Annotated in this window: 18 protein-coding genes; 10 read left to right on the top strand and 8 right to left on the bottom strand. The window is 36.7% G+C overall.

The annotated features are described in order from the left end of the window. Nucleotides 1-108 precede the first annotated feature (108 nt). Complete coding sequence (locus tag PFY10_07415) at nucleotides 109-594, top strand: hypothetical protein (protein ID WBV58273.1); 486 nt, start codon at nucleotides 109-111, stop codon at nucleotides 592-594. A gap of 4 nt (nucleotides 595-598) precedes the next feature. Here PFY10_07415 and PFY10_07410 read toward each other — a convergent pair whose 3' ends face one another. Together PFY10_07410 and PFY10_07405 are read right to left on the bottom strand one after the other, a co-directional pair. Then, nucleotides 599-1,702: a DNA topoisomerase IB gene (locus tag PFY10_07410; protein ID WBV58272.1), complete on the bottom strand. Its 1,104-nt coding sequence runs from the start codon at nucleotides 1,700-1,702 to the stop codon at nucleotides 599-601. Nucleotides 1,703-1,904: 202 nt separating this feature from the next. Further along, a complete protein-coding gene (locus tag PFY10_07405) occupies nucleotides 1,905-2,342 on the bottom strand; it encodes a DUF6526 family protein (GenBank protein WBV58271.1) in 438 nt (145 codons plus the stop codon). 328 nt (nucleotides 2,343-2,670) lie between these two features. Between PFY10_07405 and PFY10_07400 the strand changes: the two genes are divergently transcribed. The 6 genes from PFY10_07400 to mnmE all read left to right on the top strand — a co-directional run bounded on the left by PFY10_07400 (nucleotide 2,671) and on the right by mnmE (nucleotide 9,844). Beyond that, the gene (locus PFY10_07400) at nucleotides 2,671-4,440 is read left to right on the top strand and encodes an aminopeptidase P family protein (GenBank protein WBV58270.1); all 1,770 of its coding nucleotides are present in this window, start codon (nucleotides 2,671-2,673) and stop codon (nucleotides 4,438-4,440) included. Between the two features lie 640 nt (nucleotides 4,441-5,080). Beyond that, nucleotides 5,081-5,647: a Crp/Fnr family transcriptional regulator gene (locus tag PFY10_07395; protein WBV58269.1), complete on the top strand. Its 567-nt coding sequence runs from the start codon at nucleotides 5,081-5,083 to the stop codon at nucleotides 5,645-5,647. Between the two features lie 56 nt (nucleotides 5,648-5,703). After that, a complete protein-coding gene (locus PFY10_07390; GenBank protein WBV58268.1) occupies nucleotides 5,704-6,723 on the top strand; it encodes a saccharopine dehydrogenase in 1,020 nt (339 codons plus the stop codon). Then, nucleotides 6,720-7,298 (top strand): NAD(P)H-dependent oxidoreductase, encoded by a 579-nt coding sequence (locus PFY10_07385; protein ID WBV58267.1) that lies wholly within the window; start codon nucleotides 6,720-6,722, stop codon nucleotides 7,296-7,298. The genes PFY10_07390 and PFY10_07385 overlap by 4 nt, the downstream gene beginning before the upstream one ends. Nucleotides 7,299-7,431: 133 nt before the next feature. Further along, nucleotides 7,432-8,358 carry a DUF4421 family protein gene (locus PFY10_07380; protein WBV58266.1) on the top strand — a complete coding sequence of 309 codons (927 nt, stop codon included), beginning with the start codon at nucleotides 7,432-7,434 and terminating at the stop codon, nucleotides 8,356-8,358. 100 nt (nucleotides 8,359-8,458) lie between these two features. After that, nucleotides 8,459-9,844 (top strand): tRNA uridine-5-carboxymethylaminomethyl(34) synthesis GTPase MnmE, encoded by a 1,386-nt coding sequence (gene mnmE, locus PFY10_07375; protein ID WBV58265.1) that lies wholly within the window; start codon nucleotides 8,459-8,461, stop codon nucleotides 9,842-9,844. 131 nt (nucleotides 9,845-9,975) lie between these two features. Here mnmE and PFY10_07370 read toward each other — a convergent pair whose 3' ends face one another. Next, the gene (locus PFY10_07370; GenBank protein ID WBV58264.1) at nucleotides 9,976-10,929 is read right to left on the bottom strand and encodes a helix-turn-helix domain-containing protein; all 954 of its coding nucleotides are present in this window, start codon (nucleotides 10,927-10,929) and stop codon (nucleotides 9,976-9,978) included. 101 nt (nucleotides 10,930-11,030) lie between these two features. Here PFY10_07370 and PFY10_07365 point away from each other — a divergent pair, with 101 nt between their 5' ends. Further along, on the top strand, nucleotides 11,031-12,146 hold the full coding sequence (locus PFY10_07365) for an FAD-dependent monooxygenase (protein ID WBV58263.1): 1,116 nt from the start codon (nucleotides 11,031-11,033) through the stop codon (nucleotides 12,144-12,146). An 88-nt stretch (nucleotides 12,147-12,234) separates the two neighbouring features. Here PFY10_07365 and PFY10_07360 read toward each other — a convergent pair whose 3' ends face one another. The 5 genes from PFY10_07360 to PFY10_07340 form a co-directional block, all read right to left on the bottom strand. Then, nucleotides 12,235-13,455, bottom strand: a complete 1,221-nt coding sequence (locus PFY10_07360) for an epoxide hydrolase (protein ID WBV58262.1) — start codon at nucleotides 13,453-13,455, stop codon at nucleotides 12,235-12,237. 10 nt (nucleotides 13,456-13,465) lie between these two features. Next, nucleotides 13,466-13,942, bottom strand: coding sequence for a nuclear transport factor 2 family protein (locus PFY10_07355; GenBank protein WBV58261.1), 477 nt, complete (start codon nucleotides 13,940-13,942; stop codon nucleotides 13,466-13,468). Nucleotides 13,943-14,489: 547 nt separating this feature from the next. Beyond that, on the bottom strand, nucleotides 14,490-14,957 hold the full coding sequence (locus tag PFY10_07350) for a cupin domain-containing protein (GenBank protein ID WBV58260.1): 468 nt from the start codon (nucleotides 14,955-14,957) through the stop codon (nucleotides 14,490-14,492). Between the two features lie 131 nt (nucleotides 14,958-15,088). Further along, nucleotides 15,089-15,787 (bottom strand): DUF1826 domain-containing protein, encoded by a 699-nt coding sequence (locus PFY10_07345; protein WBV58259.1) that lies wholly within the window; start codon nucleotides 15,785-15,787, stop codon nucleotides 15,089-15,091. Between the two features lie 149 nt (nucleotides 15,788-15,936). Next, entirely contained in the window at nucleotides 15,937-16,353 is a 417-nt protein-coding gene (locus PFY10_07340; GenBank protein WBV58258.1) for a thioesterase family protein, read from the bottom strand. A gap of 295 nt (nucleotides 16,354-16,648) precedes the next feature. Between PFY10_07340 and PFY10_07335 the strand changes: the two genes are divergently transcribed. Both PFY10_07335 and PFY10_07330 read left to right on the top strand, forming a co-directional pair. After that, complete coding sequence (locus PFY10_07335; GenBank protein ID WBV58257.1) at nucleotides 16,649-17,266, top strand: tyrosine-protein phosphatase; 618 nt, start codon at nucleotides 16,649-16,651, stop codon at nucleotides 17,264-17,266. A gap of 309 nt (nucleotides 17,267-17,575) precedes the next feature. Next, nucleotides 17,576-17,764, top strand: a complete 189-nt coding sequence (locus PFY10_07330) for a hypothetical protein (protein ID WBV58256.1) — start codon at nucleotides 17,576-17,578, stop codon at nucleotides 17,762-17,764. The last annotated feature ends 209 nt before the right edge of the window (nucleotides 17,765-17,973 follow it).

Below are 17,973 nucleotides of genomic sequence, written 5' to 3'. Positions count from 1 at the left end.
CAGTTTGAAATAATGCAGAATCCTATGATCGAATTCAGTTTTTACAAAAAGATAAACCTGTATACTAGAAAGAATAAGTATATTTAATGTGTTTTAAAACAGTAACTTATGAAAATAATATTCTTTATCGTTTTATGCTTTTCCCAGGTCGTTTTTGCTCAGCATACCAAGAAAAATGTAAAACAGTCTGGCACTTCACCTTCAACAGACGAACTTCTGAATAATGTTCTTAAAAAGTCAAAATGGAATTTTGATTTAAAGGATCTTGATAATTCTCACATCCTATTGGATAAAGATAAGATGAAGCCTGATGTTTTATACTTTGTTGATGCTAAGAATTTCCAAATGAATATCAATCAGAAAGACTGTAAAAGTATCGTAAAAGGGACTTATCAGATTCTCAGGAAAACTGAAGAGATTGCAGTCACCTTTGGTCATCGCCCGTTTGTAGTAAATTCCCAAACAAATCAGAAATGCATGGAAAGCCTGATCACCTTCTTAGAAAGTAATCTGGATGTTCTATATGATGAAAAAGAGTCCGTTATTGAAATTAAAGAGTATGATTACCCGCCAAGTACTTCTCTTTCTCAATAGCGGATTACATTTTTTCGTTCTCAAGAATTTTCAGCACTAATTTTTCTTCTTGTGTTAAATCCGCCTTGCCATCATTTACTTCAATGTCTTCCAGCTCGTCAAGGTATTTTTTAATCGTATTATTTTCGTAAAGGTTGATCACCAGTGGATGAACATAGTATTTTCTGCACACCGTGCTGGTGTTGCCCAGGTGTGAAGCTACAATATCCAATGCCTCCTTTACTTTTCTTTTGTATTCCGTATTGCTTTCCGCATAGCCGATTTCTTTGAATGCGATTAAAGCACTGACGGTCCCCGACCAGGTTCTGAAGTCTTTAGCCGTAAAATCTTCGCCGCTGATCTCCTTAATATAATCATTCACCATTCCGGAATCAATGGAATGTCTGTTGCCCTCATCATCATAATACTGGAAAAGCTCTTTCCCCGGAATATCTTTACATTTCTGAACAAGTCTTGCCAGCCTTTTACTTTTCAGATCGACATTGTGCATCACCCCTTTTTTTCCTTTGAAAGAAAAGGTCATTTTCTGCCCGTTGATCTTTACGTGTTTATCTTTTAAGGTGGTTAAGCCGAATGAGCCATATAGTTTCTCATACGCGTTATTACCAATCCTGATATTTGTACGTTGCATAAGGCTTACGATCAGAGCCAGGATTTTTCTTTTTTCAAAATTTCTCAGTGCCAGATCTTTTTCCACATGCAGGCGGATTTCAGGTAAGGCATATCCAAACTGAAGCATCCTGTAAAATTTGGTATGGTTCCTTAAGGCACTCCATAAAGAATGGTATTTATACTGTTTTCGTTTCTTAATATCAAATCCTGTAGCCTGCAGATGTCCATTGTCCAGGGCACAGATCCAAACATTTTCCCATGCAGGAGGAATTACAAGTTTATTGATCCTGGTGATCTCATCTTTGTCTTTAATGCGTTCACCGTCTTTAAAGTACGAATACTTTTTTCCCCTTCTTTTACGAATAATTCCGGCGGTTTCTGTATCGGAGGTGTAAATAAGATTTACTGCCTTTGCAGAAGCCACCGGATCTTTCATGATCTTAACAATCTTAGAAGGTTTAAGGTGGGAGATCAATTCAAAGTCGTCATTATCCATAATAAAGCATGGTTAAGAGTTTTTACCCTTCGAAAAAATTAATAATAGAATAACGACAACCGCTACAACGAGCAAAATTCCCCACCACATTCCAGCCTTAAAGATAGTCTCGACGGCTTCACAACTTGTTAGTAACAATAAACTGAATATTGCAATACTGTATAAGGGTAATTTTTTCATATTGATTTTTTTAGTGTTTGATTTAAATTCTATGGTGATCAGGTCTCCAGTTTTTGATAGACTTCTTGATCTGATCTCCGGAAATATTTTCATTCAGAGCCTTATACAAAAGCTCTTTAAATTCATCGTCATCAGCGAACCTCAAAGCGGCGATCTGGTCGAAACTTAATTTTTCATAAGCCTCATCGGATCTTTTATTAAAAATTTCAAAGTACCGTTGTCTGAATTCAAGTCTTACAATACGGTTTTGATTGCCGAGTGCATAGTGCTGCCGCAGCATAACGGCTAAATAGAGAATCAGAAAAATGACTATAGAAAATAGGATCCAGGTAAGTTTGTTCTCACCATCATTCCAGATATTATAAATTCCTACGCATTCCAATATAAACAGCAGAGGAAGATAAATGAAGTGATGTGGAGGATAAAATTTTCTGTGGTTTTTATAATTCTGCTTTCCCATAGGATATGATGTAGCAAGAATCTTTCCAAAATAGAATATTTTTAATAATAATTGTTGTTTTCATGCTTTAAAGTATTTGTTTTTGGCTTAAATGATTTATTTTTTATGTATTCATTAAATTCTTTTTTTTCTTACATAAATTTTTTTAGCAGTGAATCATTCAGATGTAGACGGGACATTGAAATTTTTATGTCTAGCGAATGAGAATCTCTCAGTTTTATGATCAGTGAAAAAATAAAAAATAACCTTTAATTCGGGAAAAAACGGTTAATAATTTGAATCCGGAAGCTCAAATTTTTTGTAACTTTCGGTTTTAAAAAATTAAAAAATGACTTCAAGGGAAAAAGTAGCTGCGCTTCGTGAAGAAATGCAGAAAAATAATGTTGATGCATTTATAGTATATTCTGCAGATCCGCATATGAGTGAATATTTACCGGAAGAATGGCAGGAGAGAGCATGGCTCTCAGGATTTCTCGGGTCAGCAGGTTTTGTGGTGGTTACCCAAAACAAAGCCGGACTTTGGACGGATGGACGGTATTTTACCCAAGCTGCAATAGAACTTCAGGACTCGGGGATTGATCTTTTTAAAGATGGAATTGAAGGGACGCCTAACTATATCGACTGGATTATTTCCGAAATTCCTGCTGGTGGGAAAGTAGCTGTTAATGCAGTAGCCACATCCAACGCCAATTGGGAACTCCTTTCTCAAAAATTAAAAAATAAAAATATCGTTCTTGCAGACGCTCCTTTACTGAAGGAAGTATGGAAGGACAGGGGAACACCTTCAAAAAATCCGATTTATACTCAACCGGTAGAAAGATCGGGAAAATCCGTGACTGATAAGCTTTCCGCCATCCGTCAGAAAATGGAAGAACAGGAAGTTACCTATCATATTATTTCCAGCCTTGATGACGTAGCATGGACGCTTAATCTGAGAGGAAGCGATGTACAAAGCAATCCGGTATTTTTAGGCTATATCATCATTACAAAAAATGATGCGATCCTGTTTACCGATCTTGAAAAATTGGAGGTAGAAGCGAGAAAACAACTGGACGATTCTTTCGTAAAAATGATGCCTTATGAAGAGTTTTATAACTACCTTACAACAGTTAAGAACGAAAAAATCCTGGTATCTCCAAACAGCAACCAGTCTATTTTTGAAACACTAAAAGCAGATAATCAGTTTGTAAAAGCTCCTGTTCCTGGTAATTTAATGAAGGCTCAGAAAAATGAAACCGAACTGGAAGGTTTCAGAAAGGTGATGGTAAGAGATGGAGTCGCAATGGTGAAATTCCTTTACTGGCTTACTCATAATGCAGGAAAAGAAGCGATGACAGAATATTCTATCGGTGAAAAACTCCTAGGGTTCCGTGCAGAAGGAGAAAATTTTGTCGGAGAAAGTTTCGGAAGCATTGTCGGGTACAAAAATAATGGAGCGATCATGCACTATTCTGCAAAAAGTGAAGGAAGTAAGGAAGTAACGAATGATGCCAGTATCCTGGTTGATTCCGGAGGTCAGTACCTTGAAGGAACAACTGATATTACAAGAACTTTTGCCTTAGGAAATGTTTCTGAGGAATTTAAGAGAAATTCAACTTTAGTACTACAGGGAATGATCCGTTTATCCATGGTAAAGTTTCCAAAGGGAACTAAAGGCGTACAGCTGGATGCCATTGCAAGACTTCCGCTATGGATGGAGGGAAAAGATTTTAATCATGGAACCGGACATGGGGTTGGAAGTTTTATGAATGTACACGAAGGACCGCAAAATATCAGAAAGGACCTTAATCCGCAGGAACTTCTTCCGGGGATGGTTTGCTCTAATGAACCGGGATATTATCTGGAAGGAGAGTACGGAATCCGTCATGAAAACCTTATTGCAGTAAAAGAAGCTGAAAAGACGGGATCAGGAACTTTCTATGATTTTGAAACCCTTACATTCTGTCCTTTCTTCAAAGATACGATCGTAAAAGAAATTCTTTCTGAAAAAGAGATTGAATGGCTTAATCAATATCACAGCACATGTGAACAGAAATTGTCTCCTTATTTAGAAGGTGACGTTAAAGAGTGGTTTTTACAATTGGTAAGCCCGCTTTAAAAATTGTTAGATCAACTGAAAAGCCCTGTGAATATTATTTACGGGGCTTTTTTATAATTATTTATCCCGGTCTTACTACCTCCCGTTGTAAATCCTGTCAGTAATCTCAAAAAGCTTCTCCGTATTTTTACGGATGTATTTCTAGGGATTACCCTGAAAATTAGAAATGCCATCCCGTCTATTTTTGTATCAATTAAAACAGACACCACTTCATTTTATATATTTTCAGAACACAAACAGTTGAATCATCTCGTTCCTGAGATGATTTTTTTATGACCAGTGAGATTTAAAAACCCTTCCGCCAACAGCAATCGTAGCCAAATAACCCTTCAATGGCCGGATATTTCCCATGTATCAATTTTGCTTTTCAAGGGTTTTCCGGAAATATAAAATAATATCTGAATTACACCACCGTATTTTTACGGATATATTTCTAGGGATTCCCCTGATGATTTTCGAAATGATGGAAACTATCTTTGAAATAACAAAAAGAGACACCATTTTCATATCTTCATATATACATTTAATAAATTTAAACGGTAAATCATCTCAGTCATGAGATGATTTTTTTTGTTGAGTATAGGAATAATCAGGTTTTCATTACCTTTGAGCTGTAATTGTAATGACCAGATAATCAAAAATGATACAGGAATATTTTCGAAGCTTTAATTTATTTACCGAGCTTGAAATTGAAGGCATTTTGCAGCTTTTTGAAGTGAGAAGGCTCAATAAAAATGATTATTTTGTTCATGAGGGAGATCAATGCAAGGAAATAGCTTTTATAGAATCCGGTATTTTCAGGTCTTATTATACTTCAAGTGAGGGAAAAGACAATACATACTGCTTCAGGTTTCCTAATGTGTGGATTGCTTCTTATTCTTCATTTATTTCGGGAAATCCGGGTGTTGAAAGTATGCAGGCTATTTCAGAGGCTCATCTTTTAGTTTTGAAAAAAGAGAAGATAGAAAAATTAGTTAATGGGAATCCGAAATGGGTCTTATTCCTAAAAATGATTGCTGAACAGGAGTACCTGGAGCTGGAAAAACGTTTTTTCGAACTGCAAAGGGATAATGCTAAACAAAGGTATCTTTCTCTGCTGAAGAACCATCCTAATTATATCCAGGATATTCCTCTTCAATATTTATCTTCTTATCTTGGAATTACACAAAGGCATTTAAGCCGTATCCGAAAAGAAATTTCTTTTTAGACATTTGTCCTGTTAAATGATCCTCCAGCTCTCTAGTTTTGTCAAAAAAATCAGAGATGCAGTCAAATATTTTAATTATCGGCGGGAATGGAACAGTAGGGAAAACCATTGCCCGTATTTTCAGATCGAGAAATCCTCACCATCAAGTTTTTATAGGAGGCCGAAGAACAGGAAAATCCGCAAATGATTTATTGGTGGATGTTACCAAACCCGATACTTTTCAAACGATTCTGGATCATCAGATCCATTTGATCATTCTTTCCGTGAATGACAAGGAGGATTATATTCTCCGGTTTGCCATAGAAAATAAAATTGATTACCTGGATATTACCAAACCTACACCGGACCTTATGAATGCCTATGAACTGGCGAAAAAACAAAAGATCAACAGCAGGATTGTTTTTAGTTCAGGCTGGATGGGAGGTATAGTCAGTGGATTAACCAATACATTGCCGGGCCAGATAAACAAGGTGCAGCTTTTCGTTTATTACTCTATAAAAGATCTTGCCGGAGAGAGTTCAGCCCATTTTATGGCTGAAAATGTGGCTAAACCTTTCTTTATGTATAAAAATAATCAACCTTTTTCTGTCAAACATTTCTTAAACTCCGAATTGTTTGAGTATTCCTTTGGAATAGGGAAAAGAACTGCCTACAATTTTGACGTGCCGGATTTATATATTTTAAATAAAATTGAGAAAATACCGGATGTAACGGTTAAAATGACCTATAACTCAAAATTTGTTACCTGGCTGCTGGGCGCTTTTCAATCTATGAGGATCTTCAGTATTTTATCGTTGAAAGAACGCAGGATGATCTTTGGATCAAGCGGAAAGGGAGATCAATCTGTTTTCGATATCGTAATCTCAGGTCATACGGGTAATAAAACAATCAGCCTGAAAAGTACAAACGGCCAGGCAGAATTAACGGCATTATCTGCTGTTCTCCATGCTGAAAAATTGCTTGGAAGTGAAAAACATGATAACAGGATTTACTTTAGTCACCAGCTGCATGAACCCCATGATTTAATGAACTCATTAAATGCTTACGAAAGTATCCATATACAAACAATCGGATGAAAAAAATAGTAATTATCAACGGGCATCCTCACAAGAGTTCATTTTGTTTTGCACTTTCAAGTGCCTATAAAAAAGGAGCTGTTAATTCAGGAGCCGCAATTAAAGAAATTGTTATTTCAGATCTGGAGTTTAATCCTAATCTTACATTCGGTTATCAGAAAAGAATGGAACTGGAACCGGATCTGCTGAAAGCATGGGAGGCGATACAATGGGCGGATCATCTGGTTTGGATTCATCCCGTCTGGTGGGGAGGTCTGCCAGCTATTACAAAAGGGTTCATTGATCGGCTTTTTCTTCCGGGTATGGCTTTTAAATACAGAGAAAATTCGCTGTGGTGGGATCAACTTTTGAAAGGAAAGACGGCACACATTATTACCACTTTAGATCAACCGGGCTGGTATTACCGGTTGATGTATGGTCGTCCCAGTGTGAATCAGCTCAGAAAATCAACATTGAAGTTTTGTGGAATAAAACCGGTTAGAGTGAGCTATGTCGGAATCATCAAGACCTCTGATGAAAAGCAGCGTGCCCAATGGCTGAAAAAAATACAAAAGGCAGGACAAAGGCAAAAGTAGGATGTATATTAAATATTCATAATAAAGCTTAAATGATTCTGATAGGTTAAAAACTGAAAATTATACTTAAATTGCCTTCCATTAAAGAAAAATGATAGCAAAAACAGTAGAATATAATGGAATCATTTAATGTATGCGTCTTAAGAAGTTTTTAACCGGATTAACAGCTATTTTTTCCGTTTCATATATCCATGCCCAGGAGATCGATTCATCGTACATCAAGTCCTATCCACAGAAATACAGGATATCCGGATATCTTTCTACCAGTTCTTTAGAAGTAGACGATACGGATAGGCATTATACTCCCAATTACCCTTTGAATACAGGTGTTGGATTCGCGATTAAAAATACGATCGTGGGAATTCAGCTGGGATATGGTTTTATTCCTTTAACGGATAAAAAGAAATACGGAAAAACGAAAACGCGTGATTTTCAGATACACCACTACGGCAGGAAGATGATATTCGATATATTCTTCCAGGACTACAGGGGATTTTATGTGGAGAAAGACAAAGACGAGAATCCCGATATCTATCAGCAAATGTCCGTAAAGCAGATCGGTATGGAGGCAACCTACCTTTTTAATGGGAAACGCTTCTCATCCAAGGCTGCTTTTGATCTGGACGAAATACAGCGGCATTCTGCCGGAAGCTGGCTGGTAGGGGGCGGTGGTTATTATTATCAGTTGAAGGGAATGGAAAGAAGCGGCTCTGAAGGAACGTACGGATTAGAAAATTTTCAATTGGGAATTAATGGAGGATATGCTTATTCCTGGGTCATGAGTGAGCATTGGATGATGACAGGAACTATTCAGGCAGGGGCTAATTTTGGGAATGCTCTGAAATCATTGAAAAAAGGCAGGGTTGAAGTATATCCTACTGCATTTGCCCGGATTGCCGGAAATTATCATAAAAATAACTGGGGTATTTCTTTTGCAATCCTCATTAACAATAAAACCGTCTATCCCGTAAAAAAAGAAGAGCTAAGCCTTACTGCCATTACCATGCAGCTTTCCTATGTTAAACATCTGGATCATATTTTTAAATCCAAAAACAAATAAAATCTTTGCTGTTTATGGCCGTGGTTTCAAATCGTTATTATAGACATTCCGTATAAGCATTTAGCATTAAGATTTCCATTAAAAAACGTAAATTTGCAGCATGAATAACGATACCATTTGTGCGTTGGCTACGGCCAATGGAGTAGGAGCTTTAGGCATTATCAGAGTTTCGGGTAACGATGCTTTATCTGTGGTACAGAAGTCTTTTCCCGGGAAAAATCTTGGGAAGCAAAAATCGCATACCATTCATTACGGGTATTTTATGGATGGGGAAGAGGCTATTGATGAGGTGATGTTATCTATTTTCCTGGCACCCAAAAGTTTTACAACTGAAAACTCTGTGGAAATAGCATTTCACGGATCTCCGCATATTGGAAAACGTATTCTTGAAACCCTTACCAAAAATGGAGCAAGAATGGCAAAGGCGGGAGAATTTACACTTCGTGCTTTTATCAACGGAAGAATTGATCTTTCCCAGGCAGAAGCTATTGCAGATGTCATCGCTTCTGAGAATGAAGCATCCCGGAAAGTGGCCATCAATCAGCTGAAGGGAGGAATTACCAACGAAATATCAATTCTTAGAACTGATTTGCTGAATTTTGTTTCATTGATCGAGCTGGAATTGGATTTCGCAGAAGAAGATGTGGAATTTGCAGACCGGTCAGCCCTCAATCAGCTCTTAAGCAAAATTGAATTAAAATTAAATTCACTTATTGAAAGCTTTCAATACGGTAATGCAATTAAAAACGGAACTGCTGTTGCCATCATTGGTAAGCCGAATGCAGGTAAATCCACATTATTGAATGCCCTCCTGAAAGAAGAAAGAGCGATCGTCAGCAGTATTGCAGGGACCACCAGAGATACAATCGAGGAGGTTTTACATATTAAAGGACATGCATTCCGTCTGATCGATACCGCAGGATTGCGTGAAACAGCGGACGAAATTGAAGCGATAGGGGTTAAAAAAGCCAAAGAGAAAGTTGAAAATGCCAATATTCTCGTTTATCTGGCAGATGCCGCTACGGAAGATTTCACGGAAGATATTGAAATGATCCGGTCTTTGATAAGAGAAGATCTAAAGCTGATTATTTGTGCCACTAAAATTGATGAGGTTATTCCGACAAAATATGAGAATGTGGAAAATGTTTTCAGAAAGGAAATCAATCATGAATTTGATTTTATCAAAATCTCAGCAGTAGAGAATCAGAATATCCAGGACCTGAAAAATGAATTGTCATCCTATGTTGAACAATTGAAATCCCTCGAAAATAATGTGGTGATCACCAACCAGCGTCACTTCGAATCGTTACACAAATCTTTAAGTGCAGTACACAAAGTAAATGAAGCAATCACTTTCCGGATTTCCACAGAGTTATTGGCGTATGAACTTCGTAATGCATTGGAACATTTAGGAGAGATCTCCGGGGAGGTGACGAATGATGAAGTGCTGGGGAATATTTTTTCTAAGTTTTGTATCGGGAAATAAAAGTTTGCAGAGCACTTGATTACTCTGATAAAGGATTCAAGAATAGGATTATAGTTTGTTTGATTAATATTTTTTAATCATACACAGATATATATTGGCCACAATCTCAAACTACTATAAAATATCTTCCTCTATTTCATATCATGACTATATTTTTTCGGTTTTTTACCCATAAGCTTTTCAAATACCCTTGAAAAGTGACTTAGGTTTTCAAACCCCATTTGATAGCCTGTTTCTGATACCGACAGTTTTTCATCCCGCAAAAGCCGTGCAGCTTCTTTCATACGTAGGTGCTGATAGTAATCGTAAATTCCCATACCAAAGACCTGCTTGAATATCCGGCGGAGCTTAAGTTCGTTCATTGCAGCTATTTGTGTCAGTTCTGCAATGCTGGTTGGCTGGCTTAATGAGGAAACAATTTTGTCGCGTACGTGATAAATAGATTGTATTTCCTTCCGACTTAGTTTTTGATGGGTAGAATTTTCCCGCTTTCGTAAACTCTCAAATAAATAAAAAAGCAACTCCATAGCCTTGATTTTATAGTAATAGCTTCTCATTGTGGCCGGAGTTTCTTTTTTTACAATATCATTTACGGTGCGCAAAATGTCATCGGTCATCAATTCTTCAATCAGAAAGCTGTTGGTATTATTGAAAAGAAAATGAAAATATTCGGATTCTTCTTTTAAAAAACTCTTCAAATACACGGCACTGATGCTAATTGAAACATAGGTAGCCTGTGTATTTTCTGTGAAATGAATTTTTTGTGGTATCGTAAATGGAAATATACGTACAAATGTGGCATCTGAAGGCGGTTTGATTATACCGGAAGTCTTTTGATTATGATCTTCAAAGATGTTGTAAAATAAAAAACCGATACTGTCCTTAATAACGGATGTTGCAGTTTGTCGTGTAAAATTCCTTTTAGCGATTAGTGAACCAAAGTGCATCGCCATATCGGGTAAAAAAATAAAAGCTTTAAAAAGTTTGACCTCGAAATGCTGTAGCTCATCTTTTGTCGTCAGTCCTACCTTGCTTGCATACTCAAGAATTCTGCTGTCTATATCTTTATGATCTGCATCTTTCATATTTTTACGACTATTTTTAGTAGTTATGGAGGTATTTTAATCGTAAAGTTACTAGTAAATTTGATATAACAAATGTTATAGAACAATTAAATTCTCAAGTTATGAAAAAACAAGTTTTGATATCAGGTGCAAGTTTCGCCGGATTAACTTTGGCTTATTGGTTAAATAAATATGGTTATGAGGTAACTGTCGTAGAAATAGGTAAAGGTCTTCGGAAAGGAGGTTCACCCATCGATGTCCGGGGTAAAGCACTAGATGTGGTACAAGAAATGGGAATATTACAAAAAATTAAGGACCGTGAGTTTATCCATACCGATGAAATCGTGGATGCTAAAGGTGACACATTGAGTCGTTTTTCAATAAATGCAATGGAAGAATATCTTGGTGATATTGAAATCCACCGCAGTGACCTGGTAGAACTTATTTTTGATATTATCCCTAAGAATGAGGTAGAATTTATTTTCGGAAACAGCATAAAGACATTAGTCCAACATGAAGATCGTGTTGAGGTATCCTTTGAAAAAGGGGATAACAGAAGTTTTGATTTTGTATTTGGGGCAGATGGCACCCACTCAATAGTAAGAAAACTGGTATTTGGTGCTGAAGAAAATTTCAAAAAGTTTTTCGGTGTTTACTTTGCTTTTACCAAAGCAGATCATATACAAACAGGCAGGTCAGGAAATACGGGAATCGTATATCGGGAGCTGGGCAAGCAGGCAGTAATATACCATTTCAAAGATGGAGCTAATGCAATACTGATGTTCAGAGCTCCGGAACTGGATTGGAATTACAGAAATACAGAACAACAAAAACAAATTCTGAAAGAATATTTTGGGAACAATACGAATTGGAAAATTCCTGAAATTTTAGATTCCATGCTTCATTCCGACGATTTATATTTTGATGAGGCGAACCAGATCCATATGCCGACCTGGATTAAAGGACGTGTAGCCCTGGTTGGTGATGCTGCGCACGCGCCAAGTTTTTTTACGGGAATGGGTACAAGTCTCGCATTGCAAGGCGCAACTTTGTTAGCAAAGGAGCTTGCTGCAAATGATGATTATAAAACTGCTTTTAAAAAATACAATGAAACCTTCAAACCTTTTGCGGAAAGCATTCAGTCTCGCATTAAATGGGGGTTAAAAGTTCAGTTACCTGAAACAGAAGAAGAATTACAGGCATCTTTCCTGGCGTTTAGTAATGATAATAAAAAATAACCCCTTATGAATTGATTCCAACACATATTGGGGTTAAGAATTTTGGGTATTTACAAGGATTTGGAATAAGTAGGCCTTGCGTGTACGTTTAATTTTTAAGTAATCTAAAAGTATCTGTTATACCTTCAATAAAGGCCTCTGGATTTTCCCATGGACCAAAGTGTCCACCCTTTTTAAATGCTTTAGCATAGATTGTGTTAAATTGTGATGCCATAGGACCGTTTTCGAAAATACCAACACGGTTTTCCTCAGTACCCAGAGGCGGGTAAGCGTCTCCTGTAAGGAAAGTAAATCCCGCTGGAGCTTCTACTATTGGAGTTCTATTATGTGATGGCTTCCAGGGATATCTGTTAGCATTCGAATAAACACGTATAGAAGAACCAATAGCCTGATTTACCCAGTAGATCATGGCAAATGTAATGATATCATCTTTCGAAAAAACATCTTCAAAATTTCCATGGATGTCGCTCCATTTTTTCCAACGTTGTAGAATCCATGCCAACATTCCAACAGGAGAGTCATTTAATCCATGTGTGATGGTCTGAGCATCAAGCATATGGACTGCAACATGGGAAGCATAGGTACGCTGGAACTTGATGATGCCTTCACGTAGCTCGGGAGAGGCTTCCTTAGGTATCATCTGTCCTTCTGTTAAGTCCCATGGTCTTTCGCTTTGGAAAATTGTTAATGGCATTTCCTGTCCCAAATGGATACCGATAAGCTCTTCTGCATATTTATGTCCCAATTGAGCGGTTACCAGCATTCCATAATCACTTCCTGAAGCAGCATATTTTTTATAACCCAAAGTTTCTGTCATCAGTTTATGCCAAAGTTCTGCCATCTTCGAAAAATTCATTTCTCCATCTTTTACAGGCGTAGAAAAACCAAACCCAGGAAGCGATGGGACAATCACATCAAATGACTGTTCAGGATCTCTACCGTAGGAAGCCGGATCGGTAAGCTGGCGAATGACTTTACTCCAATGCCAATAAGTCCAAGGCCAGCCATGAGATAGGATAATCGGTGTAGGATTTGGTCCTTTACCTTTTTCGTAAATAAAATGGATAGCCTGGCCATCAATTTCTATTTTATGCTGGTTAAAAGAATTTAGTTCCTTTTGTGCTGCTTCCCAGTCATAACTATTAATCCAATGATGAACAATATCTTTGAGGTATGCCGTACTGATGCCATAATAAGAATCTTCATTATTTAAATCCTCTGACCAACGTGTTGTTTTTAATCTGGTTTCCAGGTCGTTAAGGATTTCCCCGGATACATTAATTTCGAAAGGTTTTAAGTCTGTATTCATTTTTCTTTTTTTAATATGTGAAATCTAATTTTAATCTGGTTTGTATGAGTTTTTTTATAAACCATGTGTCTTTGATTTTAACAAAATCACCATGATAATGTCCAAAACCATGTAATGTTCTAAATACTGGTACATTGCTGTCTTTCAATAATATATTTTCTTCATTTTCCGGTCTTATGAGATGATCTTCCATAGAAAATACTGCATGGACCATTTCTTTAGATTCGATGTCTATTTCAAAAGAAAATAAATGATGAATTGCTGTCGCATTTCCCACACTTTCCGAAATCTTATTTTCTATTTCTCTTCTCCCTGCCATTTGGACGAGTGTTTCACCGTTAACATCTAATGGAGTAAATATTCCATTCTCCGTAAATAAATTTGCAAGTTCAGTGAAGTTTTTGCTGTCGGCATGACGGACATATTTTGCCATGACTGTTCTTATATCGTCTGTGATTGTTAATTTTTCTAAATGTGTTATATTCATTGTTTATATTTTATAATTCTCAGACAAATTTATAGTAAAAATGATATACTTTTGTTACCAGTATAATAAAGTATACCAGTTACATTGATTATATCACTGAACCTTTTGTTTAGAGAAAGAGATAAAAACAATTGATAATAGTATTATAAATCTCCAATTTTGTGTCAGAAGTAATTTCTTTTACCAATTTCATCTGTAATGTAAGTAAGTAATTCTACGAAATAGAATAAGGTATTGATAGCATAATGACAGGCATATACCAAAAATATAGGAAATAAATTGGTGAACAAAACCGTTTGTACTGTATTAGTTGTGCTGGTGTAATATGATCCCAAATCATGGTAGATCATTTGGAAAATAATTCGAGAAAATGATTATGCAAAAGGAAATAGATGGTATTTTAAATATAGCCAAGGGAATACTGAGTCCGATATTATAAAAATATTGGCAAGTTTTTCTGCTTTCTGGAGTTTGTATTTGTAAAGAAGAAAAGAGTATAGTTCCTATTACTGATCATAGGAGGAATTTCCGGCTTTAGCACATTGATCTAGGGATTGTTAGTCGTAATAACAAACATGATCAAAGGTTCATCGCCTGTGTTTTCGATGGAATGATAACCTATTGAACTGATGGCTGTAATATCACCTTTCTGAAGTGTTTTTTTACGCTCGGGTCCGTGAGTTCCTGTTCTTTCCCGGTATTCTCCAGTTCCATGAACAACGACATAAAGTTCTTCTTCATTTCTTGCATGGTGGCTATGATATCCGGATTCGTCTCCTTTGTTCAGCAAGACCATATAAGCAGCCAGGCGATTATTGGCTAGCTCTTTATCGCCGAACATTTGTAACATATAAACGGTTCCTTTTCCGCCATACATACCTTCACGTTTATCAACGCGGGTAATGGTTCTTTCATCTTTTTGGAATGCCATTACATACAGGTGGATATACTTTGAAACTTCTTGTATAACGTGGTCAAATTCTGCTCCTTCAGATAGTATTACGATATCGGCCATTGTGAGGTCATGATTAATGGATAAAATAGGATTTCAAGGTACCAAAAATTAAGCAGCATTGCAAGCAATTCAGTATGTATCATTATATGTTCCGGATCACAAAAAGAGATTCGTCAATATCAATAACGTTCTCAGCAAATAAGAAGTAAGCGGTATTCGCCATCATTTTCAATGGGAGCCCTGTGAACACAAGGAAGAACTTTTTGTTCCGGATGATCTACTGCCAGTCGCCAAAGATGCCCTGATCCAAGACTTACGGGTTCAGCATTAAGCTTTGGCTGATAGTGCAGGTCGAAGAAGTATTCTTTCAGGAAATCTTCAAATTCTGCTTCCGGACCGTTATGTAATTTTCTAAGCTTTTCCCTGATCTCGGGGATCAGAATCTTTTGCTCCACCTGGTCATTGGGTATGATTTCACTGGGAGCACCGTGATAAGTACACAAAAAAGTATCGGTACCAATAGGGGAACGGTCTACGTGATATGAATACACATCGGTTGAGATAAAATCCAGCTCCTCGTCCCGGTCATAATTTTTAAGCAGGTTGAGGGAAGGCAATGCCCCGAAGTCTTCCAATAAACGTAAATCATTGAGAATCGTTTCCCTCGCAGTAATTCCTTTTTCTGAAAGTGGTAATGCCAAAAGATCGTCAGTGGAAACTTCCGTAATATGATCTTTTAAATGAAGCTTAGAGACAATTTCTTTAAAGTCTCCGGTTAAATTCCTGTGCCAGCAGATTGCATTCATAGTTCCGTAAAAATCGGTATCGATGAGTTCTGAAAAGGAAGATACCACTTCAATTTGTTTGCTGCTGGAAAATATAGGATTCATATGATGGAATAAACTGTTAAGCCGTTTAATACTTTACAAAAGTAAGGAATTAGAGATAACTCTAAATTGATTTGTCTTCAACAGGGCTGGATATGAAAATTGAAAAGCAGGTTTTTATACCTGCTTTTTATAATGTGATGGAAAAGACACTAGTCTTCCAAAACAGGTGCCTCTTCAATAAGTGCTTTTAAAGATTCAGGAAGAAAAGGCCTGCCACCGGTTGCAGGCACGCAAGTTCCGGTAAAAGTTGCTTTTGTTGTTATCTTACCATTCAGGATAATGGATTGCTTAAAATGAATCTTAGGAGCATCACCTTTATCCCTGAACAGTTCACAGGTTACCGTAAAGGTATCTCCTTTTTTCAGAGACCTGAGAAAACTGATCGTGTATCCTGATAAAACCATATTAACCCCATTTTTTGCTTCATTTTCAAGGTTAAATCCCAAAACCTCATCAATATACTGGTGTCTGCAATATTCCATATAAAACGGATAATATAAACCGTCCATAATTCCCTGTACATCAATGTGCTCTTCTTTAGTCACATATTCTTTTGAATATTTCATAATGATAATTCTATATTTAATATATAAAGCTAATTATAATTGGCGCCAAATCAAAATTGAACGAAGAGATCTTAACCTACACAAAGAAAATTTAATAATATTTTAATGTATTATATTTCTCTATGTATTGATATATTGTGATTTATTTATACTTTTGTTTCCATTATTTCATCCCGATTGTACCCACTTATTTCTAAAATAGATGACAGATCGTTGAAGATTCCTTTACCATTGGAATTCCGGTCACGTCATGATGGTAGCCAATAAACAGATCATTTTAATAATAAAATAAAACATGAAAAAAGCAATTTTTATCCTGCTGGCATTAAGTACACTGGCTTGTGCTCCTGAAAATTCTGATGATGCACTGGTAAAATCGGGTAATGTTTTCCAAAGTTCCGACTTGTCCGTCACATCCAAAACCTCAAGGCCCCAGAACTGGGCACAAAAAGTTTCAGGTTCTCCTTTTGATAATCTGTATAAAGTAAATAATGATGTATATAGAAGTGAGCAGCCTGACAATGCGGGCTTTAATTTTCTTGAGCAAAAACATATTGCTTCGATCCTTAATCTGAGGGAAGGTCATACAGATCATGTGGGAGGAACTAATTACACAGGTAACCTGTATAATGTTCCCATGAATGCTTCATCCGTGTCAGATGTTGAGATCATTAAAGCTTTGCGGATAATAAGAACCGCCCCGAAACCTATTGATGTGCATTGTGCTCATGGTAGTGACAGAACCGGTGTTACGATGGCGATGTACCGTATTATTTTCCAGAACTGGAGTAAAGAGGATGCCACTGAAGAAATGACAGAAGGAGGCTATCATTTCCATTCCCAATACACCAATCTTATCGATTATATCAGGGATGTGGATGTTGATTACATCAAAGGACAGGTATTTAACTGATTCGTTTCTGATTTAAAACATAAAAAGTCAGTATTTCATTATACTGTAATCCTAACCTATAAATTAATCCAGGGAATCACTTCCCTGGATTTTTTATTTGTAAGTTACATTTTTACAATTTTAAGAAGTATTTTATAAATACATTCGTTGAAAGAGTTATTAAAACCCTACCAAAGGGCTAAATAAGAAGGATGATATTTAAAAAATATAGATATAATCACTGATTGCAAAAGCCGTTCTTGCATGATTGAATGGCATAACACTAAATCTTTAAATATGAAAAATGCAAAATTACTTAGTAGAACTAAATTGAAAAATGTAACAGGCGCAAAAAAAGCCGTTGGTGGTGGGATTTGTGATGACTGGTCCAATGATAGTTATGATGTTTGTTTTAATTGCTGTGTAGCTTGGGCCTCAAATCAACCCAGCTCACCATCTGATCCGGGAGGACTTGAAGAGTGCTCTACTTTATGTGCCCGAAATGGTGCCCCGTGGTAATTAAACAGAATCTAGATCAGCTTGATTAAAATTAGTATTTATCGGATGTTACACCGGAAAGGTGAAGTATAAAAGAGGATATCTCCAGAGATATCCTCTTTTATTATTTTTTACAAAACTGTTATATTATAGGCAAATCTTTTAAATTTGATAATCCTGCTCTCTCATAAACAGGACATAGCCTACGTAGTCATTACACCGGCGTAATT

Origin of the sequence: Chryseobacterium daecheongense (assembly GCA_027920525.1) — a bacterium.
GTDB lineage: Bacteria > Bacteroidota > Bacteroidia > Flavobacteriales > Weeksellaceae > Chryseobacterium > Chryseobacterium proteolyticum.
This window is presented reverse-complemented; position numbering and strand designations above follow the sequence as displayed.